This window comes from Streptomyces sp. NPDC030183 (assembly GCF_055573455.1).
The window spans coordinates 68,027-90,945 of record NZ_JBVIBK010000029.1 but is presented as its reverse complement, the minus strand read 5'-3'; the positions used below and the strand labels follow the sequence as shown (position 1 = coordinate 90,945).

The 22,919-nt window shown below is 72.4% G+C and carries 19 protein-coding genes; 11 read left to right on the top strand and 8 right to left on the bottom strand.

The genetic code is table 11. From position 1 onward, the window contains the following. Positions 1-87: 87 nt before the first annotated feature. The 4 genes from ilvD to ACZ4Z2_RS30485 all read right to left on the bottom strand — a co-directional run bounded on the left by ilvD (position 88) and on the right by ACZ4Z2_RS30485 (position 4,706). Positions 88-1,941, bottom strand: a complete 1,854-nt coding sequence (ilvD, locus tag ACZ4Z2_RS30500) for a dihydroxy-acid dehydratase (RefSeq protein WP_468080377.1) — start codon at positions 1,939-1,941, stop codon at positions 88-90. 206 nt (positions 1,942-2,147) lie between these two features. After that, positions 2,148-2,768, bottom strand: coding sequence for a TetR/AcrR family transcriptional regulator (locus ACZ4Z2_RS30495; RefSeq protein WP_468080376.1), 621 nt, complete (start codon positions 2,766-2,768; stop codon positions 2,148-2,150). Continuing rightward, a complete protein-coding gene (locus ACZ4Z2_RS30490; RefSeq protein ID WP_468080394.1) occupies positions 2,765-3,574 on the bottom strand; it encodes a sugar phosphate isomerase/epimerase family protein in 810 nt (269 codons plus the stop codon). Before ACZ4Z2_RS30490 ends, ACZ4Z2_RS30495 begins: the two co-directional genes overlap by 4 nt. Before the next feature lie 199 nt (positions 3,575-3,773). After that, positions 3,774-4,706 (bottom strand): Ppx/GppA family phosphatase, encoded by a 933-nt coding sequence (locus ACZ4Z2_RS30485; protein WP_468080374.1) that lies wholly within the window; start codon positions 4,704-4,706, stop codon positions 3,774-3,776. 71 nt (positions 4,707-4,777) lie between these two features. Between ACZ4Z2_RS30485 and ACZ4Z2_RS30480 the strand changes: the two genes are divergently transcribed. After that, complete coding sequence (locus ACZ4Z2_RS30480; protein ID WP_468080373.1) at positions 4,778-5,650, top strand: DUF3109 family protein; 873 nt, start codon at positions 4,778-4,780, stop codon at positions 5,648-5,650. Between the two features lie 31 nt (positions 5,651-5,681). On the opposite strand, the gene ACZ4Z2_RS30475 is transcribed toward ACZ4Z2_RS30480, so the two are convergent. Next, positions 5,682-7,382, bottom strand: coding sequence for a BACON domain-containing protein (locus tag ACZ4Z2_RS30475; protein ID WP_468080372.1), 1,701 nt, complete (start codon positions 7,380-7,382; stop codon positions 5,682-5,684). Positions 7,383-7,630: 248 nt separating this feature from the next. Between ACZ4Z2_RS30475 and ACZ4Z2_RS30470 the strand changes: the two genes are divergently transcribed. The 3 genes from ACZ4Z2_RS30470 (at position 7,631) to disA (ending at position 11,847) form a co-directional block, all read left to right on the top strand. Then, positions 7,631-9,010: an alpha/beta hydrolase gene (locus tag ACZ4Z2_RS30470; RefSeq protein WP_468080371.1), complete on the top strand. Its 1,380-nt coding sequence runs from the start codon at positions 7,631-7,633 to the stop codon at positions 9,008-9,010. A gap of 221 nt (positions 9,011-9,231) precedes the next feature. After that, positions 9,232-10,641 carry a DNA repair protein RadA gene (gene radA, locus ACZ4Z2_RS30465; protein WP_468080369.1) on the top strand — a complete coding sequence of 470 codons (1,410 nt, stop codon included), beginning with the start codon at positions 9,232-9,234 and terminating at the stop codon, positions 10,639-10,641. Positions 10,642-10,722: 81 nt separating this feature from the next. Beyond that, on the top strand, positions 10,723-11,847 hold the full coding sequence (disA, locus tag ACZ4Z2_RS30460; RefSeq protein ID WP_055542252.1) for a DNA integrity scanning diadenylate cyclase DisA: 1,125 nt from the start codon (positions 10,723-10,725) through the stop codon (positions 11,845-11,847). A gap of 80 nt (positions 11,848-11,927) precedes the next feature. Here disA and ACZ4Z2_RS30455 read toward each other — a convergent pair whose 3' ends face one another. Continuing rightward, entirely contained in the window at positions 11,928-12,752 is an 825-nt protein-coding gene (locus ACZ4Z2_RS30455; RefSeq protein ID WP_468080368.1) for a hypothetical protein, read from the bottom strand. Positions 12,753-13,126: 374 nt separating this feature from the next. Here ACZ4Z2_RS30455 and ACZ4Z2_RS30450 point away from each other — a divergent pair, with 374 nt between their 5' ends. From ACZ4Z2_RS30450 to cseC, 6 genes are all read left to right on the top strand, one after another. After that, on the top strand, positions 13,127-14,185 hold the full coding sequence (locus ACZ4Z2_RS30450) for an LLM class flavin-dependent oxidoreductase (RefSeq protein ID WP_468080367.1): 1,059 nt from the start codon (positions 13,127-13,129) through the stop codon (positions 14,183-14,185). 257 nt (positions 14,186-14,442) lie between these two features. Next, positions 14,443-15,366: an HhH-GPD family protein gene (locus ACZ4Z2_RS30445; protein ID WP_468080365.1), complete on the top strand. Its 924-nt coding sequence runs from the start codon at positions 14,443-14,445 to the stop codon at positions 15,364-15,366. 359 nt (positions 15,367-15,725) lie between these two features. After that, a complete protein-coding gene (locus tag ACZ4Z2_RS30440; RefSeq protein ID WP_468080363.1) occupies positions 15,726-16,277 on the top strand; it encodes a SigE family RNA polymerase sigma factor in 552 nt (183 codons plus the stop codon). Then, positions 16,265-16,945 carry a hypothetical protein gene (locus tag ACZ4Z2_RS30435; RefSeq protein ID WP_468080362.1) on the top strand — a complete coding sequence of 227 codons (681 nt, stop codon included), beginning with the start codon at positions 16,265-16,267 and terminating at the stop codon, positions 16,943-16,945. The genes ACZ4Z2_RS30440 and ACZ4Z2_RS30435 overlap by 13 nt, the downstream gene beginning before the upstream one ends. Positions 16,946-17,017: 72 nt before the next feature. Next, positions 17,018-17,725 (top strand): two-component system response regulator CseB, encoded by a 708-nt coding sequence (gene cseB / locus ACZ4Z2_RS30430; protein ID WP_468080360.1) that lies wholly within the window; start codon positions 17,018-17,020, stop codon positions 17,723-17,725. Between the two features lie 14 nt (positions 17,726-17,739). After that, the gene (gene cseC, locus ACZ4Z2_RS30425; protein ID WP_468080359.1) at positions 17,740-19,287 is read left to right on the top strand and encodes a two-component system sensor histidine kinase CseC; all 1,548 of its coding nucleotides are present in this window, start codon (positions 17,740-17,742) and stop codon (positions 19,285-19,287) included. A gap of 52 nt (positions 19,288-19,339) precedes the next feature. Here the strand turns inward: cseC and ACZ4Z2_RS30420 are convergent, their stop codons facing one another. Next, positions 19,340-21,016 carry an MDR family MFS transporter gene (locus ACZ4Z2_RS30420; RefSeq protein ID WP_468080357.1) on the bottom strand — a complete coding sequence of 559 codons (1,677 nt, stop codon included), beginning with the start codon at positions 21,014-21,016 and terminating at the stop codon, positions 19,340-19,342. Positions 21,017-21,182: 166 nt separating this feature from the next. Between ACZ4Z2_RS30420 and ACZ4Z2_RS30415 the strand changes: the two genes are divergently transcribed. Then, a complete protein-coding gene (locus ACZ4Z2_RS30415; RefSeq protein WP_468080356.1) occupies positions 21,183-21,833 on the top strand; it encodes a TetR/AcrR family transcriptional regulator in 651 nt (216 codons plus the stop codon). A 23-nt stretch (positions 21,834-21,856) separates the two neighbouring features. Here the strand turns inward: ACZ4Z2_RS30415 and ACZ4Z2_RS30410 are convergent, their stop codons facing one another. Then, complete coding sequence (locus tag ACZ4Z2_RS30410) at positions 21,857-22,465, bottom strand: M23 family metallopeptidase (protein WP_468080355.1); 609 nt, start codon at positions 22,463-22,465, stop codon at positions 21,857-21,859. Between the last annotated feature and the right edge of the window lie 454 nt (positions 22,466-22,919).

The window sequence follows — 22,919 nt, the reverse complement described above, 5'->3', positions numbered from 1 at the left end:
TCACCGGCCCACCGAGCCCTTGAACCGCCAAGCCCCCCGGGCCGCCCACCGGATCTCGTCCCGGCAGCGGCCCTCCGTCGGGGTGGGTCAGCCGAGCTTGGAGACGTCGCGGACCGCGCCCTTGTCGGCGCTGGTGGCCATCGCGGCGTACGCCCTGAGCGCGGCGGAGACCTTGCGTTCGCGGTTCCTGGGGGCGTAGACGCCGTTCAGGGCCTGCTCGCGGCGGGCCAGTTCGGCGTCGTCGACCAGCAGCTCGATCGAACGGTTGGGGATGTCGATGCGGATGCGGTCGCCGTCCTCGACGAGGGCGATCGTGCCGCCGCCGGCCGCCTCGGGCGAGGCGTGGCCGATGGACAGGCCCGAGGTGCCGCCGGAGAAGCGGCCGTCGGTGATCAGCGCGCAGGACTTCCCGAGGCCGCGGCCCTTCAGGTACGAGGTCGGGTAGAGCATCTCCTGCATACCGGGGCCGCCCTTGGGGCCCTCGTAGCGGATGACGACGACGTCGCCCTCCTTGATCTCCTTCAGCAGGATCTTCTGGACGGCCTCCTCCTGCGACTCGCAGACGACCGCCGGGCCCTCGAACGTCCAGATCGACTCGTCGACGCCGGCCGTCTTCACCACGCAGCCGTCGACCGCGAGGTTGCCCTTCAGTACGGCGAGGCCGCCGTCCTTGGAGTAGGCGTGCTCGGCGGAGCGGATGCAGCCGTTCTCGGCGTCCTCGTCGAGGGAGTCCCAGCGCTCGGACTGGGAGAACGCCTCGGCGGAGCGGACGCAGCCGGGGGCCGCGTGCCACAGCTCGACGGCCTCGGGCGACGGGGAGCCGCCGCGCACGTCCCAGGTCTTCAGCCAGTCGGCGAGGGAGGCGCTGTGGACGGAGTTCACGTCCTCGTTGAGCAGGCCCGCGCGGTGCAGCTCGCCCAGCAGGGCGGGGATGCCGCCGGCGCGGTGCACGTCCTCCATGTAGTACGTGCGGTTCTTCGCGACGTTCGGGGCGACCTTCGACAGGCAGGGCACGCGGCGCGAGACGGCGTCGATCTCGTTCAGGCCGAAGGGGACGCCCGCCTCCTGGGCGGCGGCCAGCAGGTGCAGGATCGTGTTGGTGGAGCCGCCCATGGCGATGTCGAGGGCCATGGCGTTCTCGAAGGCCGCGAACGAGGCGATGGAGCGCGGGAGGACCGTCTCGTCGTCCTGCTCGTAGTAGCGGCGCGTGATGTCCATGACCGTGTTGGCCGCGTCGATGTAGAGCTGCTTGCGGGCCGTGTGGGTGGCCAGGACCGAGCCGTTGCCCGGGAGGGACAGGCCGATGGCCTCGGTCAGGCAGTTCATCGAGTTGGCGGTGAACATGCCGGAACACGAGCCGCAGGTCGGACAGGCGTTCTCCTCGATACGGAGGATGTCCTCGTCCGAGATCTTGTCGTTCACGGCGTCCGAGATCGCGTCGACCAGGTCGAGCGTGCGGACCGTGCCGTCGACGAGGGTGGCCCGGCCGGACTCCATGGGGCCGCCGGAGACGAAGACCGTCGGGATGTTGAGCCGCAGGGCGGCGTTCAGCATGCCCGGGGTGATCTTGTCGCAGTTGGAGATGCAGATCAGGGCGTCGGCGCAGTGGGCCTCGACCATGTACTCCACGCTGTCCGCGATCAGGTCGCGGGAGGGCAGGGAGTACAGCATGCCGCCGTGGCCCATGGCGATGCCGTCGTCGACGGCGATCGTGTTGAACTCGCGGGGGATGCCGCCGGCCTCGCGGATCGCCTCGCTGACGATCCGGCCCACCGGCTGGAGGTGGGTGTGGCCGGGCACGAACTCGGTGAAGGAGTTGGCGACCGCGATGATCGGCTTGCGGCCGATGTCCGCGCCCGGTACACCGGAGGCGCGCATAAGGGCGCGGGCGCCCGCCATATTGCGGCCGTGGGTGACTGTGCGGGACCTCAGCTCGGGCATCGTCGCTCGCCTCGCTCCTTCGGAGAGTTATGACTGAAGTCGAGCGTACGCCGGTCATCCAGTGGGCGGACACCTCGTCCGGATGACGGGACGGGCGTCTCGGTCTTCGGCGCCCTCGGCGGCGCCCTCCGGGGCGTCCGCGGCAGGGTGCCGTCAGGACAAGGATGCCGTCAGGCCAGGAGTGTGCCGCCAAGGCAAGGACGCCGTCAGGACAGGGGCGCCGTCAGATGGGCCTGCACCACGGGAGCCACTCGTCTGATGATCTGCTCGGCGTCCGCCGAAGCCAGTGGCTCGACCTTGATCACGTACCGGATCATCGCGATCCCCACCAGCTGCGCCGCCGCCAGCTCGGCCCGTAGTTCCCCGTCCGCGACGTCCAGCCGGCCGGCGATACGGCGGAGCACCTGGGCGGCGACGATCCGCCGGAAGACGGCGGCGGCGGTGTCGTTGTTCACGGCCGACCGCACGATCGCGAGCATGGGTGTGCGGGTCGCGGGGTTCTCCCAGACGCCGAAGAAGAAGCGGGTGAGCCGTTCGCCGACGGTGTCCAGAGGGCCGTCCTCGATAGCTCTGGGCGCCTCGACCGCCGGGGCGAAGGAGAGCGTGATGGCGGCCTCGAACACCTGCTCCTTGGTCCCGAAGTAGTGGTGCACCAGCGCCGAGTCCACCCCGGCGGCCTTGGCGATCCCCCGGACCGACGTCTTGTCGTAGCCGCGCTCGGAGAACTCCTCGCGGGCCGCGGCGAGGATGCGGTCGCGGGCGGCGGGGGCGTCGGCGGCTTCCGTACGAGGGGGCCGTCCCCGGCGGCGGGGGGTGGCCGAGGTCACGGCCGCGGGACCTTCGCGGAGGAGGCGAGGTGGAGCCGGGTGAAGGCCAGGGCCTCGGCGAGGTCGGCCTCGCGTTCGGCGCTCGACATGGCCCGGCGGGTGTTGACCTCGATCACGACATGGCCGTCGAACCCGGAGCGGGCGAGGCCCTCCAGCAGCTCGGCGCAGGGCTGGGTGCCGCGGCCCGGCACGAGGTGCTCGTCCTTGGCCGAGCCGCGGCCGTCGGCCATGTGGACGTGGCCGAGGCGGTCGCCCATGCGGTCGACCATGTCCAGCGCGTCGACGCGGGAGGTCGCCGCGTGGCTGAGGTCGATCGTGAAGTGCCGGTAGTCGTCCTTGGTCACGTCCCAGTCGGGGGCGTAGGCGAGCATCTCGCGGTCGCGGTAGCGCCAGGGGTACATGTTCTCGACTGCGAACCGCACGTCGGTCTCGTTCGCCATGCGCCAGATCCCGGTGACGAAGTCGCGCGCGTACTGGCGCTGCCAGCGGAACGGGGGGTGGACGACGACCGTGCTCGCGCCGAGCTTCTCGGCGGCCGCCCGGGCGCGCTGGAGCTTGACCCACGGATCGGTGGACCACACCCGCTGGGTGATCAGCAGACAGGGGGCGTGCACGGCGAGGATGGGGATCTGGTGGTAGTCGGAGAGGCGGCGCAAGGCCTCCATGTCCTGGCTGACCGGGTCGGTCCAGACCATGACCTCGACGCCGTCGTAGCCGAGGCGCGCGGCGATCTCGAAGGCCGTCGCCGTGGACTCCGGATAGACGGAGGCCGTGGACAGGGCGACCTTCGCATCCGGGATCCGCACCACATCTGCCACGCAGCACAGCCTAAAGGGTGGGGTTCGCCGTGTGGGGCAGGGTCGGGTTCTCGGCCGGGAGAAGGCGGCCCTCTCCGCGTCGCCCCGGGAGGCGGCCGGCGGGGGCGGCCGCGGGCCCGTCGTGGCTGCTCAGGCGCCTCACCACGTCCCCTGGGGAAGCTGCCGCCCCTCGGTTCGCGAGGGGCTCCTACGCCGTGCCCATGTGATCCAGGCGACGCAGGATGACGCCCTCGCGCAGGGCCCAGGGGCAGACCTCCAGGGTCTCCACCTCGAACAGGTCCATGGCGCCCTCGGCCACCAGCGCGCCGGCGAGGAGCTGGTTCGCGCGGCCCTCGGAGACGCCGGGCAGGGCGGCTCGCTGAGCGGTGGTCATCTCGGCGAGCTTGGGGACCCAGGACTCCAGGGACTGGCGCTTGAGGTCGCGCTGGACGTAGAGGCCCTCGGTGGAGCGGGCGGCGCCGCCGATGCGGGCGAGCTGCTTGAAGGTCTTGGAGGTGGCGACCACGTGGTCCGGGGCGCCGAAGCGGCTGAACTCGCCGACCGTGCGGGCGATCTGGGCGCGGACGTGGCGGCGCAGCGCGCGGACGTCGTCCGGGGAGGGCGGGTCGCCCGGGAGCCAGCCGGCGGTGAGGCGGCCGGCGCCGAGCGGGAGGGAGACGGCCGCGTCGGGCTCCTCGTCGATGCCGTAGGCGATCTCCAGGGAGCCGCCGCCGATGTCGAGGACGAGGAGCTTGCCCGCGGACCAGCCGAACCAGCGGCGGACGGCGAGGAAGGTCAGCCGGGCCTCCTCCGCGCCGGTGAGGACCTGGAGTTCGACTCCGGTCTCGTCCTTGACGCGGGCGAGGACGTCGTCGGCGTTGCTGGCCTCGCGGACGGCGGAGGTGGCGAAGGGGAGCATCTCCTCGACGCCCTTGTCCTCGGCGGCCTGAAGGGCTTCGTGGACGACGGCTATGAGTTTGTCGATCCCTTCGGGGCCGATGGCGCCGTCCTCGTCGAGCAGTTGGGCAAGGCGCAGCTCCACCTTGTGCGAGTGCGCGGGCAGGGGGCGCGCGCCGGGGTGTGCGTCCACCACCAGCAGATGCACCGTGTTCGATCCCACGTCGAGGACACCGAGTCTCATGTACGGAACGCTACTGCCAGTGAGGCCGTGCGCCGTCCTCGGTGCGGGCATCGGCGCCGTACCCTGGACGGGTGCCAAAGACGAAAAAGGCAAAGGCCGACAAGTCGGCAGCGGCGGGCGCGGCGGACGCCGGTTCTTCGCGGGCGAAGACGGCGACCAGACCCCCGAAACCGCGGACGGGCGCTCCGGAGCCGGACGAGAAGGGGCTCGATTTCGCGCGCGCGTGGGTGGAGTTCCCTGATCCGGCGGACGAGGAACAGGTCTTCCGCTGCGATCTGACATGGCTGACCTCTCGCTGGAACTGCGTCTTCGGCAGCGGCTGCCAGGGCATCCAGGCCGGGCGCGCGGATGACGGCTGCTGCACTCTGGGTGCCCATTTCTCGGACGAGGACGACGAGAAGCGGGTCGCCGAACATGTGGCGAGGCTCACGCCGGAGATCTGGCAGTTCCACGATGTGGGCACCAGGACCGGGTGGGTCTCCGAGGACGAGGACGGGGAGCGGCAGACCCGGCCGTACAAGGGTTCGTGCATCTTCCAGAACCGTCCGGGCTTCGCGGGCGGTGCGGGCTGCTCGCTGCACATCCTGGCGTTGCGCGAGGGGCGCGAGCCGCTGGAGACGAAGCCGGACGTCTGCTGGCAGCTGCCGATCCGGCGGACGTACGACTGGATCGACCGGCCCGACGACACCCGGGTGCTGCAGGTGTCGATCGGTGAGTACGACCGCCGCGGCTGGGGTCCGGGCGGCCATGACCTGCACTGGTGGTGCACGTCGGCGACGTCGGCGCACGGCGCGGGCGAGCCGGTGTACGTGTCGTACCGGCCGGAGCTGATCGAGCTGATGGGCAAGGCCGCGTACGACCGGCTGGTGGAGCTGTGCGAGGACCGGCTGGCGTCCCGGCTGCCGCTGGTGGCCCCGCATCCGGCGGACCCGGTGGTGCCGTAGGCCGGCCGTCGGCCGTACTCCCCCGCCGGCCTCAGGGTGCGGGCGGGGGGTCGCCGCCGCCGTCGCCCGGGGGCGGCGGGTCGGCGGGGCCGGTGGGGGCCTGGTCGGTGGGCGTCGGGGTGGGCTCCGGCTGGGCGGGGCCGGTGGGAGTGGGCTCCGGGTCGGGCTGCGGGGGCGGTGCGGTGGGTCTCGGCGGGCCCGGGTCCGGCGCGGGCGCGGTCGGGCGGGGGTCGTCCGGGGGCGCGGGGACGGGGCCGTAGCCCTCGATGGTGACGACGGCGCCCGCGGGGCCGAGGGTGACCTGCGCGGTCCAGTGGCCGGCGGGTTCGCTCAGCTGGTCCACGTACACCTTGATCGTCAGCGACTCGCCGGGTTCCAGGGTTCCCGAGGAGTGGCTGAGGTAGAGCCAGTCGGCGCCGGTGCGGGCGGACCAGGTGACCGGGGAGTCGCCGGTCGCGCGCAGGGTGATGAGGGTGGTCTCGCCGTCGTTCCCGGCGGTCACGGCGAGCGCGCCGCCGCCCTTGCCGCGGGTGACCTCCACGGAGACGTCGTCCGAGTCGTGCCGGCCCCGGCGGGCGCCGGGTTCGGCCCGGGCGCTGCCGGCGTTCTCGTACGCGCCGGAGCCGTCGCCGACGGTGCCGTCGCCGGCGCCCTGCTCCGCGCCGGAGGCGACCGCCCGGCCGTCGACGCCTTCGCCGATGAGGGGGGCGCCTCGGTAGGCGGCCCAGAGGGCGAGGACGGGGGCTGCGACGACGGTGGCGACGACCGTGGTGGTGACGGCACGCGCGCGGAGCCGGTCGCGGCGAGCGGCGCGGTCCCGGGGGTCCATGGGGAAGCCGCGCCGGTCGAACCGCGGGGCACGCGCGCGTGTGAGGTGTCCCATCGCGCCGTACAGGGCCGGGCGCGGGGCCTCCAGGACGGGCAGCGCGGCGGGGGTGACGCTGGTGCCGGGCCAGCGGCCGGGGACGGCGCGCTCGGCGGCGCGGCGGCAGACGGGGCAGTCGTCGACGTGTCGGACGAGCTCGCGGCGCAGGGTGGCGCTGAGGACGAGCTGCCGGTCGCCGGCGAGGAGGGCGACGCCGGGGCAGGCGCCGGTCTCCACGACGGCGAGGGCGGCGCCGGTGCGCTCGACCTCGCAGGCGGCGGAGGAGAGCAGTTCGCGTGCGGCGGCCGCGTCCATGCCGAGGACGTCGGCGACCTCCTGGGCGGTGAGCTGGTGGCGGACCGCGAGTTCGAGCGCCTCGCGCTGCTCGGGGGTGGTGCCGGCGGCCTCCGGCCAGGCGAGCCGGGCCAGTTCCCGGCGCCGCCGGCGCTCCTCTTCCTCGGAGAGCTGCGGTCCGGCGGTGGTCCGTGCGGCGCGCTGGGGTTCCGGGCCGTGCGGGGCGCGGCGGCCCTGGGCGTGGGTGCCGGGGCGGGTCTGCCGGGTCTCGGCGAGCTTGCGCAGACAGGACCAGCGGGCCAGCGCGTACAGCCAGGACCGGCGCCTGTCCTCGGCGTCCGGGCCGCGGCGGCGCTCGGCGAGGGCGAGGACGTCGCCCAGGGCCGCGATCGCCGCGTCGTGGTCGCACAGCACGGACATGCAGTAGGTGAACAGGCCGTCCAGGTACGGCTCGTAGCGCGCGGGCGGGCGCTGCGCCACCGCGCGCGCCGCAGCCCGATCGCGCGCCTCGCTGTGCGCCCGGTGGGCGGCGCCGGCGGTGCGGGTCGAGGTCTCCGGACTGATGCTCATCATTCGTGGACGGTAGGCGCCCGGAAGCAGCGCCTTCTCGCCTCTTGAGCACTTTTACTCCGTACGGGTGAAACGATCCCTCATAAGGGGACAGGAACCCCGGGCTCCGCCGTGCGCGCGACCGAATGTTGTGCACTTCGTTGACCGCTACAAGAAAACAGCCCTACATTCCCCCTCGGGTTCGAGTCACCCCCACGTACGAGCGCGCCACGCCCCCGTCCCCCTCCGCGTCGACAGGAGCCCCACCCCTCATGGCCTTACGCACGCGCCGCTCCACCCGCACCCTCACCGCCCTGGCCGCGGTCGTCGTCCTCTGCGCGACCGGCGCCTCCGTCTCCACCGCCGCGCCCCGCACGGGCGCCGGCCCCGTCGGGCGCCTCTCCGGCACCCTCCCCGACGGCGCCACCTGGATAGCCGACGTGCCGGAGGACTGGAACGGCACGCTGATCGTGTTCAGCCACGGCTTCGGCGTCACCGTGCCCCAGAACGCCCCCGGCGAGGCCGTACGCCTGCGCCTCCTCGAAGAGGGCTACGCGCTCACCGGCTCCTCGTACGACACCAGCGAGACGCTCTGGGCCCTGGAGAGCGCCGAGCGCGACCAGGTCGCCACGATCGCGGCGGTCACCGAGCGGATCGGCGAACCCGACCGCACCCTCTCCATCGGCCAGTCCATGGGCGGCCTGGTCAACGCCCGGCTCGCCCGCACCGGGGCCGGCGGCATCGACGGCGCGCTGGGCCTGTGCGGGCTGGTGGCCGGCGCGAACGACCTGCACGCCTACCAGCTCGACGCCGAGTACACGATCGCCCGCCTGCTGCTCCCCGGCACGCCGGTGAAACTGGTGAACTTCGCCTCCGAGGCCGAGGGCGCGGTCAGCGGCCGCCTGCTGACCGACGCCGTGGCCGCCGCACAGAAGACCCCCGAGGGCCGCGCCCGCATCGCCCTCGCCGCGGCCTACCTGAACCTGCCGACCTGGGCCGCCGGCAAGGACCGCCCCGCCGCAGGCGACCACGAGGACCAGCAGGCCCAGCAGGCATCGTGGCTGCTCCAGGGCGTCCTCAACCGGGTGGTTCCGGCCCGCCACCACGTGGAGAAGGCCCTGGGCGGCAACAACTCCGGCAACAAGGGCCTCGACTACGCGCGCGTGCTGGCGACCTCCCAGCACGCGCCGCTGGTCAAGGCCCTCTACCGGAAGGCCGACCTCGACCTGCGCGCCGACCTGCGCGAGCTGACCGCCCACGCGGACATCGCCGCCGACCCGGCCGCCGTGGCCGCCGGACAGCGCACGTCCTCCGCCGGCCAGGGCCTCGCGGTGCCGCTCCTCAACATCCACACCACCGCCGACGATCTCGTTCCCGTCGAGCAGCAGTCCCGCTTCGCCGCGCGTGTCCGTGCCTCCGGGGACGCCGCGCTCCACCGCCAGGCGTACGTGGAACGCCAGGGCCACTGCGCCTTCACCACCGCCGAGACGGTCGCCGCGCTCCACGCGGTCGAGTCCCGGCTGGACACCGGCCGCTGGGGGGCGACGGCGACGGCGGGGGCCCTCCAGAGCGCCGCGGTCGCCCTCGGTCTGGACGGCGCGGCGTACGTCCCGTACCGGGCGGCCGACCTCACGATCGGGCGGCGTCTGTAGGGGCGGGGTTCTGTGGGGGCGGGGTTCTGTAGGGGCGGGGTGGCCGTCCGTTCGGTGCCGCTTCGGTGCCGCTTCGGTGTGTGGTGGCTCGGGGGTGGTGCGTCGTTCGGACGGCGGCGGGTGCGGGTGCGTCGTGGTTGCCCGGGCGGTTCCCGCGCCCCTGGAGGGCGGGCGCCCCCGGCGGAGCGGGGGCTGTCAGTGGCCTGGGCTACGGTTCGTGCATGGCTGCCCGTACCAAGTCCGCGAAGGAACGCCCCTCCTACCGCTGCACGGAATGCGGCTGGCAGACGGCGAAGTGGCTGGGCCGCTGCCCCGAGTGCCAGGCATGGGGCACGGTCGAGGAGTACGGCACCCCCGCCGTCCGCACCACCGCGCCCGGCCGGGTCACGACCTCCGCCCTCCCCATCGGCCAGGTGGACGGGCGCCAGGCCACCGCCCGCCCCACCGGCGTCCCCGAGCTCGACCGGGTCCTCGGCGGCGGCCTCGTCCCCGGCGCGGTCGTCCTCGTCGCCGGTGAACCCGGCGTCGGCAAGTCGACCCTCCTCCTGGACGTGGCCGCCAAGTCCGCCAGCGCCGAGCACCCCACGCTCTATGTCACCGGCGAGGAGTCCGCGAGCCAGGTCCGCCTCCGCGCCGACCGCATCGACGCCCTCCACGACCACCTGTACCTCGCCGCCGAGACCGACCTGGCCGCCGTCCTCGGTCACTTGGACGCCGTCAAGCCCGGCCTCCTCATCCTCGACTCGGTGCAGACCGTCGCCTCCCCGGAGATCGACGGCGCCCCCGGCGGCATGGCCCAGGTGCGCGAGGTCGCGGGCGCCCTCATCCGCGCCTCCAAGGAACGCGGCATGGCGACCCTCCTCGTGGGCCACGTCACCAAGGACGGCGCGATCGCCGGCCCCCGCCTCCTGGAGCACCTCGTCGACGTCGTGCTGCACTTCGAGGGCGACCGCCACGCCCGCCTCCGCCTCGTACGCGGCGTCAAGAACCGCTACGGCGCCACCGACGAGGTCGGCTGCTTCGAACTGCACGACGAGGGCATCACCGGCCTCGCCGACCCCAGCGGTCTCTTCCTCACCCGCCGCGACGAGCCCGTGCCCGGCACCTGCCTCACCGTCACCCTGGAGGGCCGCCGCCCCCTCGTCGCCGAAGTGCAGTCGCTCACAGTCGACTCCCAGCTTCCCTCCCCCCGCCGCACCACCTCAGGGCTCGAGACCTCGCGCGTCTCGATGGTCCTCGCCGTCCTGGAACAGCGCGGCCGGATCGCCGCACTGGGCAAAAGGGACATCTACTCCGCGACGGTGGGCGGGGTGAAGCTCTCCGAGCCGGCCGCGGACCTGGCGATCGCCCTCGCCCTCGCGTCCGCGGCGAGCGACACCCCTCTGCCCAAGAACCTGGTGGCGATCGGCGAAGTGGGCCTCGCGGGCGAGGTCAGACGGGTCACCGGAGTGCAGCGCCGCCTCGCGGAGGCGCACCGCCTCGGCTTCACGCACGCGCTCGTTCCGTCCGATCCCGGCAAGGTTCCTCCCGGTATGAAGGTGCTGGAAGTGGCGGACATGGGGGACGCGCTGCGGGTCCTGCCACGATCCCGTCGCCGAGACGCCCCACGGGACGACGAGGACCGCCGGTAGACTTTGCCCAGGTCTCGCCCGTCCGTACGAACCACCTGTGCGAAACGGGAGCGCCCCAGAACCTGCGACCGGAGGAGTGCAGTGGCAGCCAACGACCGGGCAGCAGCTCCCGGAAAGTCCGGTGGGAGCTCCGGTGCCGATGGCCTGATGCGCGCCTCACTGAGCGCCGTGGCCCCGGGCACGGCGCTGCGCGACGGGCTTGAGCGGATTCTCCGCGGCAACACCGGCGGACTCATCGTGCTCGGCTTCGACAAGACCGTCGAGCCGATGTGTACGGGCGGATTCGTCCTGGATGTCGAGTTCACGGCCACGCGGCTGCGTGAGCTGTGCAAGCTGGACGGCGGCATCGTCCTCTCCTCGGACCTGTCGAAGATCCTGCGCGCGGGCGTCCAGCTCGTCCCGGACCCGACGATCCCCACGGAGGAGACCGGCACCCGGCACCGCACCGCCGACCGTGTGAGCAAGCAGGTCGGGTACCCGGTGGTCTCCGTCTCCCAGTCGATGCGTCTGATCGCCCTGTACGTCGACGGGCAGCGCCGTGTCCTGGAGGACTCGGCGGCGATCCTCTCCCGCGCCAACCAGGCCCTCGCGACCCTGGAGCGGTACAAGCTCCGCCTGGACGAGGTCGCGGGAACGTTGTCAGCGCTGGAGATCGAGGACCTGGTGACGGTCCGGGACGTCTCCGCGGTGGCCCAGCGGCTGGAGATGGTCCGGCGCATCGCCACCGAAATCGCTGAATACGTGGTCGAACTGGGCACGGACGGCCGTCTGCTGGCCCTCCAGCTGGACGAGCTGATCGCGGGCGTGGAACCGGAGCGCGAGCTGGTGGTCCGGGACTACGTCCCCGAGCCCACGGCCAAACGCTCCCGGACGGTCGACGAGGCCCTGTCCGAGCTGGACGCCCTCAGCCACGCCGAGCTCCTCGAACTCCCCACGGTGGCCCGGGCACTGGGCTACACCGGCTCCCCCGAGGGCATGGACTCCGCGGTCTCCCCGCGCGGCTTCCGCCTCCTGGCGAAGGTCCCCCGCCTCCCCGGCGCCATCATCGACCGTCTGGTGGAGCACTTCGGCGGCCTGCAGAAGCTGCTCGCCGCGAGCGTCGACGACCTCCAGACGGTCGACGGCGTGGGCGAGGCCCGCGCCCGCAGCGTCCGCGAGGGCCTGTCGCGCCTGGCGGAGTCCTCGATCCTGGAGCGCTACGTCTAGCCTGCGGCGGCGGCCGAACCGACCCGCCACCGGGCCCGCGACGGGTCGCGGCCTCACGCACGGCCCGCCGACCCGAAGGGTCAGTCCTTCTCCAGCACGAACGACGTCCGGCCCTTGGTGAGGCCGGGGGCCTTCGCCTCGACGAGGTAGGTGCCGGGCTTGGCCGAACCGGCGGACGGGGTGGCGCAGTTGGGTGCGCTGGGGTCGCGGTTCCACTGGACGGTGTAGGTGACCTGGTCACCGGCGGGGACCCGGAACAGCAGGCTGCCGGCGGTCTCGTGGCAGTCGTCGGACGACCAGAACGCGTCGTCCGCCCCGGTCGCCGTGATCGTCACGACCGTGTGGTCCGGCCCGAGGTCGAGCTTGCAGTCGCTGCCCGAGGAGTTGCGGGCGATCAGCTCGAACGTGGGGTCCGTACCGGGCGCGTAGGCGTTCCGTACGCTGCGCACGCTCAACTTGACCGCTGACGCGGTGCAGTTGGGCAGGCTGGACCCCGCCGGCACCTGCTCGCCGGAGCTGCTCCCCCCGCCGCTCGCGGTGCCGCCGCCGGACGAACCGCCCCCGGTGGCGCCCGAACCGCCGTCGCCGCCGCCGGACCCGGAGCCCGCCGACCCCGACCCGGACCCGGAGCTGTCGCCGCCGGAGCTCGACTCGTCGCCCGACTCGTCACGGCCGCCCGGCGCCTGGCTGATCGCGGGACCGGAACTGGAGGGCCCGGGGGTGATGGAGGGCGCGGGGTTCTTGCCGTCGGAGTCGCCCGCGTCGTTGTTGCCGTTACCGCCACCGCTGGTGACGACCCATGCGATCAGGAGGGCGAGCACGCCGAGGACGGCCAGCATGACGGCCCTCCGTCGCCAGTAGATGGTGGAGGGAAGCGGCCCGACCGGATTGCGCAGAGATCCCACGGCGCAAACTGTACGAGAGATCGAGGACTTAACCGGCCTCCCCCGCCGCCCTGAACGGCAACTTTTCCGGATCATCATCTCGGCGACCCGACTCACCGCCCTGCCAGGGAAGTTACTGGTCGCGGTCAGTAACCATAAGGGCAGATCGGACACCGTCCGTGATCACGGCGATCGGGGGTACGCAGAGTCAACTCCTGTTTCCCCGACACCCGTTCACAAGGCCGTCGCGCGATCGCTTCACACAGGCCGCCAACTCCTCCCCCTCCCAGCCCTGTTCGCGATCGCACCCCTTGCACCTCTGGCCACGATCCCGACCGCAGTCACCCCACGGCACCCGCCTGTCACAATCGACTGCGCCCCGGAGCATCTGGAGGATGACGATGGACCACACCGTGTCGCCGGTCTCGCGGCCGTTGCGAAGGCTGGGCTTCCTGACCATCGGGCTGTTCGACGAGGCGGATCCCCGGCGGGGCCATGAGTCGACCCTGGAGATCATCGAGCTGGGCGAACGGCTCGGCTTCGACAGCGCCTGGCTGCGCCACCGCCATCTCCAGTACGGCATCTCCTCCCCCGTGGCCGTGCTCGCCGCGGCCTCGCAGCGCACGAGCCGTATCGAACTCGGCACAGCCGTCATCCCGTTGGGCTGGGAGAACCCGCTGCGGCTGGCGGAGGACCTGGCGACGGTCGACATCCTGTCCGGCGGCCGGCTCAACCCCGGGGTCAGTGTGGGGCCGCCGATGCACTACGACACGATCAGGTCGGCGCTCTACCCCGACACCGCCGACGCCGAGGACTTCAGCTTCGAACGGGTCAGGCGGCTCCTCGGCTTCGTACGCGGCGAGGCGGCCACGGACTTCAGCGGCACCGAGGGGTTCGAGGTGTTCTCCGACCGGGTCCAGCCGCACTCCCCCGGGCTCGGAAGCCGCATGTGGTACGGCGGCGGCAGCCTGCGGTCGGCCCGGTGGGCCGGGGAGAACGGCATGAACTTCCTCACCAGCAGCGTGGTGAAGGCGGAACCGGAGGAGGGGGCCGGGGCCGGGTCGGTGGACTTCGGCGCGATCCAGCTCTCCCACATCCGGGAGTTCCGCGCGCATCACCCCGACGGGGAGCGGGCGCGGGTCTCGCAGGGGCTGGTCGTGATCCCCACGGACTCCGCGAGTGCGGAGCAGCGGGCACGGTACGAGGCGTACGCCGCCGCACGGCTCCCCCGGACGGCGGCGCCGCAGGGGCCAGGGCGACTGCTCTTCGCGCCGGATCTCGTGGGGACGGCCGAGGAGATCGCCGAGCGGCTGCACGCGCAGGTCGCGTTCCGCGAGGTCGACGAGGTGGCGTTCGCCCTGCCGTTCACCTTCGAACACGAGGACTATGTGCAGATCCTGACGGACATCGCGACGCGGTTGGCGCCGTTGCTGGGGTGGCCGGGCGCCCAGTAGCTCGGGTGTGCGGGTGCTTTGTCGGGTGGGGGTGCGTCGTGGTTCCTCGCGCAGTTCCCCGCGCCCCGGAAAAGCGACCGGGGCCGCGCCCCGTGCTTTTCAGATGAAGGCCGGGCCGCAGGCCCGTCCCCTTCAGGGGCGCGGGGAACTGCCCGAGAAACCACGAACCACCCGCACCCGGCGTACAACAGGTGCCCCCCACCCCCCGCCGCGCCCCCACCACCCCAGCGGAGCGACATGGCAGGATCGGACGTGCCATGACTGCACCCACCAAGCCCCAGAGCAACACCGTCGACCCGACCCCGTCCGCCTCCCCCCTGCACACCCCGGTGATCGCCTGGTTCGAGACGCACGCGCGGGACCTCCCGTGGCGGCGGCCGGAGGCCGGCCCGTGGGGGGTGATGGTCAGTGAGTTCATGCTCCAGCAGACGCCGGTCAACCGCGTCCTGCCGGTCTACGAGCAGTGGATGGCCCGCTGGCCCCGCCCCGCGGACCTCGCCAAGGAACCGCCGGGCGAGGCGGTCCGCGCCTGGGGCCGGCTCGGCTATCCGCGCCGGGCGCTGCGGCTGCACGGCGCGGCGGCGGCCATAACGGAACGGCACGGCGGCGACGTACCGAGGGACCACGCGCAACTGCTCGCGCTGCCGGGGATCGGGGAGTACACGGCGGCGGCCGTGGCGTCGTTCGCGTACGGGCAGCGGCACGCGGTGCTGGACACGAACGTCCGCCGGGTCCTCGCCCGCGCGGTCACCGGGACGCAGTACCCGCCGAACGCCACCACGGCCGCCGAGCGGAAGCTGGCCCGCGCCCTGCTGCCGGAGGACGAGGGCACGGCGTCGCGCTGGGCCGCCGCGTCGATGGAGCTGGGCGCGCTGGTGTGCACGGCGAAGAACGAGTCCTGCCACCGCTGCCCCATCTCCGCGCAGTGCGCCTGGCGGCTCGCCGGGAAGCCCGCGCACGACGGGCCGGCGCGCCGGGGCCAGACGTACGCGGGGACCGACCGTCAGGTGCGCGGCAAGCTCCTCGCCGTACTGCGGGAGGCCGTCGGCCCCGTATCGCAGGCGGTGCTCGACGGGGTCTGGGACGAGCCGGTGCAGCGGGCCCGGGCGCTCGACGGCCTGGTCTCCGACGGACTGGTGGAACCCCTCCCCGAGGGCCTCTACCGTCTCCCCCTCACCTGACGGTCGCCACAGCCGCCATGCGGCCGCACCGGGTTGCACAGCGGCGTCCGCGACGGGAATCCGTAACAGGAGTCCGTGACAGGAGTCCGTAACGGGAGTCCGTAACGGAAACCGGCGGACTCCGCTGGGGCAAAGCACCCCAGAACGGCCGCAAATCCCCCCTCGCCTTACCCCGTTCCTACTTCTGTTACACAACCGACGGACAGCCGAGCGTTCTCCGCAGGCTGCCTCGGACACCCCCGTGACAACAGCTCCGTAGCTTCTTCGACGTACCGCAGCATCACGCGGCACGAAGGAGCGGAGAACCGACGGCGCAGACCGCGCGCCGGTCGGCAAACGGGGAACGGAGGCGGTTGATCATGGCGCACGGCGAGGTGCTCGAATTCGAGGAGTACGTCCGCACCCGGCAGGACGCGCTGCTGCGCAGCGCCCGCCGGCTCGTCCCGGACCCCGTGGACGCCCAGGATCTGCTGCAGACGGCGCTGGCACGGACGTACGGCCGCTGGGACGGCATCGCGGACAAGCGTCTCGCCGACGCCTATCTGCGCCGGGTCATGATCAACACGCGGACCGAGTGGTGGCGGGCCCGGAAGCTGGAGGAGGTCCCCACCGAGCAGCTGCCGGACGCCTGCATCGACGACTCCACCGAGCAGCACGCGGACCGGGCGCTCCTCATGGACATCATGAAGGTGCTCGCTCCGAAGCAGCGCAGTGTCGTGGTGCTGCGACACTGGGAGCAGATGTCCACGGAGGAGACGGCCGCCGCCCTCGGCATGTCGGCCGGAACCGTGAAGAGCACGCTCCACCGTGCGCTGGCCCGGCTCCGCGAGGAGCTGGAGTCGCGGGACATGGAAGAGCGCGCCGCCCGCGCGTTCGCACCGAACAAGGAGCAGGAGCGTTGCGCGGCCTGAGCACAGCGGCCGGCCCCGACCGAGGGGCCAGGCAGGCAACGAAGGCGGTGATCACGGCGGTGGCCGTGCTCGCCGCCCTCGGCCTTTCCGTCTCCGCCTGCGGCACGGGCGGGACCGGCGCACGTGACGAGGGCCCGGCGGACAGCGACGCGCTGACCGGCGGCGCCGCGTCACCGGCCGTCTCCGCATCGGCCCGCGGCGACCAGCCGAGCGTGGACGAGGTCGCGCGGATGGTCCGGGCCGACCCCCATGTCGGCAAGGCGGTGAAGGCCGATCTGGAGCCCTGTGTGGCCGACAAGCCCCCGATCGACGTCATCTACGGCGATCTGACCGGCGGTTCGGCGGACGACATCGTGGTGAACGTGCTGTCCTGCGCGGACGCCGTAGGCGTGGCCTCGTACGTGTACCGCCCGGAGAAGGGCCGGTACCGCAGCGTCTTCCTCTCCGAACAGCCGCCGGTGTACGCGGAGATCGACCGGGGAGACCTGCTGGTGACCAGGCAGCTCTACGAGAACGACCGGTACGGCGACCCGTCCGCGTACCCGTCCAGCGAGGACGTGACGACCTACCGCTGGCTGAAGGACCGCTTCGTCGAACGGTCCAACACGCGCACGGAGTACAGCACCTCGGTGGGCGGCACGGAGACGGCCGCCCCCGACACACGCTGACCCGGGCCCGGCCCCTCCTCCCCCGTCACCCCCACCCCACCGATCACTACCGAGAGCGGACGAGAAGACCGGATGGCAGAGCAGACCCACGTCCTGTTCGTCGAGGACGACGATGTCATCCGCGAGGCCACCCAGCTCGCGCTGGAGCGGGACGGCTTCGCGGTCACGGCCATGCCCGACGGGCTGTCGGGCCTGGAGGCGTTCCGGTCGAACCGGCCGGACATCGCGCTCCTCGACGTCATGGTCCCCGGTCTCGACGGGGTGTCGCTGTGCCGTCGCATCCGTGACGAGTCGACCGTCCCGGTGATCATGCTCTCCGCGCGCGCCGACTCCATCGACGTCGTCCTCGGTCTGGAGGCGGGTGCCGACGACTACGTCACCAAGCCGTTCGACGGCGCCGTCCTGGTCGCCCGTATCCGCGCGGTGCTGCGCCGCTTCGGGCACGCGAGCGGCGGCGACGCCCGGGTCGAGGACGACGGGTCGGCCGGCACCGGCGGGGTCCTCACCTTCGGTGAGCTGGAGGTCGACACCGGCGGCATGGAGGTGCGCAAGGCCGGTGACCCGGTGGCGCTGACGCCGACCGAGATGCGGCTGCTCCTGGAGTTCTCGTCGGCCCCCGGCACGGTCCTGTCCCGCGACAAGCTCCTCGAACGCGTCTGGGACTACGGCTGGGGCGGTGACACCCGCGTCGTCGACGTCCATGTGCAGCGACTGCGCGCGAAGATCGGCCAGGACCGCATCGAGACGGTCCGCGGCTTCGGCTACAAGCTCAAGGCCTGAGCGGGGCCGCCGGTATGGCCATCAGGGTGATACGAGGACGGCGGGGGCCGGGAACGGGAGCCGCGGGCGGGGCCGGTTCGGACGCCGCCGGGCCGAGAGCGGGTGCGGCCGGCCGCGGGCCGGGCGGTGCGGGCATCCGGGGAGGTGCGGGCCACGGTGTCCGGGTGGGCGCCGGGGGCGGCCTCGGGGCGAGCGGCACGGATCCCGGTGCCGCCGACACGCTCTCCGGTGGCCCGGTCCCGGGCCTGCGCACCGGGCTGCGCTGGCAGCTCAGCGCCGCGATCGCGTTCGTCGGGGCGCTGGTGGCGGTCGCGCTGAGCCTGGTCGTGCACAACGCGGCGCGGGTGTCGATGCTGGACAACGCCCGGGACCTGGCCGACGAGCGCATCCAGGTCGCCCAGCGCATGTACGAGTCGGGGCGCCCGCTGAAGTCGGGGGCGTTCGGGGTGCGGATCAACGACCCCGGCATCCCTGAGGACCTGCTGGCCAAGGTGAGGGAGGGCCGCCGGGCCACGTACGTCTCGGAGGGCCCCGACGGGGTGCCCGACATCTGGGCGGCGGTGCCGTTGAAGGACAACCGGGTGCTGTCGCTGAACACGCACACGGACCACAGCTCCACGGTGCTGAGGGATCTCGACCAGGCCCTGATCATCGGCTCCATCGCCGTCGTCTTCGGCGGCTCCGCCCTCGGTGTGCTCATCGGCGGGCGGATGTCCCGCCGGCTGCGCAAGGCGGCGGCCGCCGCGAACCAGGTCGCCAAGGGTGAGACCGACGTACGGGTCCAGGACGCGATCGGCGGGGTCACGCGGGACGAGACCGCCGAGCTGGCGCGTGCGGTGGACGCCATGGCCGACACGCTGCGGCAGCGGATCGAGGCGGAGCGCCGGGTGACGGCGGACATCGCCCATGAGCTGCGGACCCCGGTGACGGGTCTGCTCACCGCGGCGGAGCTGCTTCCCCCGGGCCGCCCCACGGAACTGGTCCGCGACCGGGCCCAGGCGTTGCGGACGCTCGTCGAGGACGTGCTGGAGGTGGCGCGGCTCGACGGTGCCTCGGAGCGGGCGGAGTTGCAGGACATCATGCTCGGCGAGTTCGTGAGCCGGCGGGTGGCGGCACGGGACGCGGGGGTGCGGGTGCAGGTGGTGCACGAGTCGGAGGTGACGACGGACCCCCGCCGTCTGGAGCGGGTGCTGCTGAATCTGCTGGCCAACGCGGCGAAGCACGGCAGGCCGCCGATCGAGGTGTCGGTCGAGGGGCGGGTCATCCGGGTCCGCGACCACGGTCCCGGCTTCCCCGAGGAGCTGCTGGCCGACGGCCCGCGCCGCTTCCGTACCGGCGCCTCCGACCGGGCCGGCCAGGGCCATGGCCTCGGCCTCACCATCGCCGCCGGTCAGGCCCGGGTCCTCGGCGCCCGCCTCACCTTCCGCAACGTCCGCCCGCCGGGCGCCCCGGACTCCGTCCCGGCGGAGGGCGCGGTGGCCGTCCTGTGGCTCCCCGAACACGCCCCGACCAACACGGGCAGCTATCCGATGCTGCCGATGTCGGGGGAGCCGACGGCCTGAAGGGCAGGGGCGCGAACCCCTGCCCTTCACGAGACGGTGCCCGCGGCTTCGTCTACTCCCCCGCCACGGGCGGCGGCCCCCCGGCTCCCCGCAGCGGCACCTCCTTGACGAACACCGCGGCGACCAGCGCGAGCACGGCCACCACCGACCCCAGCAGGAACGCCGAGTGCGTGCCGGAGGCCACCGCGTACTGGTACGCCTCCCGCGCCGGAACCGGCAGCTTCGCCAGGCTCGCCGCGTCGAGCTGCGCGGACTGCTCGGTCACCTGGGAGCCCAGCGCCCCCGCCCGCTCGGCCATGACGTCCTGGACCCGGCTGTTGAACAGCGCGCCCATGATCGCGACACCGAAGGACGACCCGAGCGTCCGGGACAGCGTGGTCGTGGAGGACGCGACACCCATGTCCTTCATCTCGACGCTGTTCTGCGCCACGAGCATGGTGATCTGCATCAGGCATCCCATACCGGCACCGAGGACCGCCATGAACACCCCGGACGTCAGCCGGCTCGTGCCGGTGTCCATCTGCGCCAGCAGGAAGAGCCCCAGGATCATCAGGACGCTGCCGACGAGAGGGAAGACCTTGTAGCGCCCGCTGCCGGTGGTCACGCGCCCGGCGACCATCGACACCGCGAGCATCGCGCCCAGCATCGGCAGCAGCAACAGCCCGGAGTTGGTCGCGGACGCGCCCTGCACGGACTGCTGGTAGAGCGGGAGGAAGAGCACCGCGCCGAACATGACGAACCCGGTGATGAACCCGATCAGGGACATCAGGGTGAAGTTCCGGCTGCGGAAGATGTGCGGCGGCATCACCGGCTCGGCCGCCCTGGTCTCCACGAACAGGAACCCGACGAGCGCGGCCACACCGATCGCGGTCAGCTCCATGATGACGGCCGACCCCCACGCGTACTCGGTCCCGCCCCACGTCGTGACCAGCACGATCGCCGTGATGCCGATCGTCAGCAGCGCCGCGCCCAGGTAGTCGACGCTCCGCGCCGACCGTGCCTCACGCGACGGCTTCGGCAGATGCAGGACGACACTGACGGCGGCCAGCGCCACCACGCCGAGCGGCAGGTTGATGTAGAAGGACCAGCGCCATCCCCAGTGGTCGGTGATGGTTCCGCCGACCAGCGGTCCCGCGATCATCGCGAGGGCCATGACGCCGGCCATCATGCCCTGGTACTTGCCGCGCTCCCGGGGCGGGATCAGGTCGCCGATGATCGCCATGACCCCGACCATGAGACCGCCGGCGCCGAGCCCCTGGAGGGCGCGGAAGCCGATCAGCTGACCCATGTCCTGGGCCATGCCGCTGAGCGCGGACCCGATCAGGAAGATCACGATCGAGGTCATGAAGACGCTCTTGCGGCCGTAGAGGTCGCCGAGCTTGCCCCAGATGGGGGTGGAGGCGGCGGTCGCGAGCGTATAGGCGGTCACCACCCACGAGAGGTGTTCGAGCCCGCCGAGGTCCCCCACGATCGTCGGCATCGCGGTGCCCACGATCATGTTGTCGAGCATCGCGAGCAGCATCGCGATCATGAGGGCGAACAGCACGACGCGCACACTGCGCGGCTGCGGCCCGGCCGCGTCACCGGCCGCCCCACCGGGGGCGGCGTCACGGCCCGCGTCACGGCCCTCCTCGTCGGCCACGACGGCGGCACGCGCCGGCGCCGCGCCCGCGCCTCCCCCGGCCCCCGCGACCGCTCTGGTCGCTTCCTTCTCGGTGTCCGCGCTCATGACGGTCCTCCCATCCCCCCGGACCGCTTCCGTACTTACTTGCCGCCCGGCTAGTTGACTACACTAGGGGAAACTAGGCCCGCAACTAGCCGGTCGTCAAGTAAGTTTCGCGGGCTTGGCAGAGGCTTGACCCACCACCAGGGCCGTGGCGACGAGGAGCAGCAGGATGAGCGAGACGACAGCCGACGGCGAGACGCCTGCCGGCACCACGCCCGACGGCACGACACCTGCCGGCACGACGCCGAAACGGCATCGCCGCGGGGAGACCCGTCAGCGCATCCAGGACGTCGCCCTCGAACTCTTCGCCGAGCAGGGGTACGAGAAGACCTCGCTCCGGGAGATCGCCGAGCGCCTGGAGGTGACGAAGGCGGCGCTCTACTACCACTTCAAGACCAAGGAAGACATCCTCGTCAGCCTCTTCCAGGACCTCCAGCGCCCGATCGACGAACTGATCGAGTGGGCGGACCACCAGCCCCGCACCCTCGACACCAAGCGGGAGATCCTGCGCCGCTACAGCGAGGCCCTGGCCGACGTGGCGCCCCTGTTCCGCTTCATGCAGGAGAACCAGGCGACCGTGCGGGAGCTGAGCGTCGGGGAGTCGTTCAAGGACCGCATGTTGCGCCTGATCGACACCATCAAGGAGCCGGACGCCGCCCTGACCGACCAGGTCCGCTGCATCAGCGCCCTGTTCACCATGCACGCCGGGATGTTCGTGCTCCGGGACGTCGAAGGCGACCCCGAGGACAAGCGCAAGGCCGTCCTGGAGGTCGCCATCGATCTGGTCACCCAGGCACACACGGGCACGCCGGGCACCTGAGGGGTGAGGCGTCACACCGTCGGTCAGAGCGTGATGCCCTTGCCGCGCAGGAAGGCGACGGGGTCGACGGCGGAACCGTAGTTCGCGGTCGTACGGATCTCGAAGTGCAGGTGCGGCCCGCTGGAGTTACCGGTGTTGCCGGAGAGGGCTATGCGCTGCCCGGTCTTGACGATCTGCCCGACCTTCACCTGAACGCGGGACAGGTGCGCGTACTGCGAGAACGTGCCGTTGCCGTGCTTGACGACGACGGCGTTGCCGTACGCGGGGCCGTCGCCGGCGCCGTTGCCGCCGGCCTTCACGACGGTGCCGCCGTGCGCGGCGAAGACCGCCGTGCCGCTCTTGACGGCGAAGTCCTGGCCGCTGTGCGTGGAGTTCCACATGTTGCCGGCCTGGGCGTAGCGGGCGCTGAGCTTGTAGCCCTTGACGGGCGTGACCCACGAGGTCGCCTTCTTGGCCGCGGCGGCCTTGGCGACACCCGAGGTCTGGACGGTGCCGGCGCTCTGAGCACCGCCGGCCGCGGCCGCGACCCCGGCGCCCAGCACACCCGAGACTCCCACTCCGGCGGCGACGACGGCCGCACGGACACGAAGGACGGACATACGGGAACGGGGAGAGCGAACGCGCTGCGACATGGGGACCTCACGGGGGACGGAGACGGGGACCGGTGCCTCGGGAGGCACACGAAGACCACCCGGCGCTCAGCTGCGACCGCCGAATGGCACGTCCCTTGGTACCCGCACTTCCCCCGCCTCCCAAAACGCCCTATCTACGACTCAAGGCCGTACGAACGGCGAATCACCCCTCTCACTCCCCGATCGCCCCAAAACCGCCAAAGCCCTGCACGTCAGCCCACACCGTTCCCCACCATGCACGATAAGTCCGTTTTGCCCATTCGTGGGCCGGCCACTATTCCCTTTAGTACGTGACGCAGGCCCTATGCGGCATGTCACCGCGCCAGCGCCTCGCACCCCTCCCGAATGTGACCCGGGCTACGCCGTCCACTCACCGAATTCCGCGCGGAGTTGATTCCCCAGAAGCGCACTCAAGCGCACCGGTATGCGCGGACTCGGACAAGTGCGCTCAGGG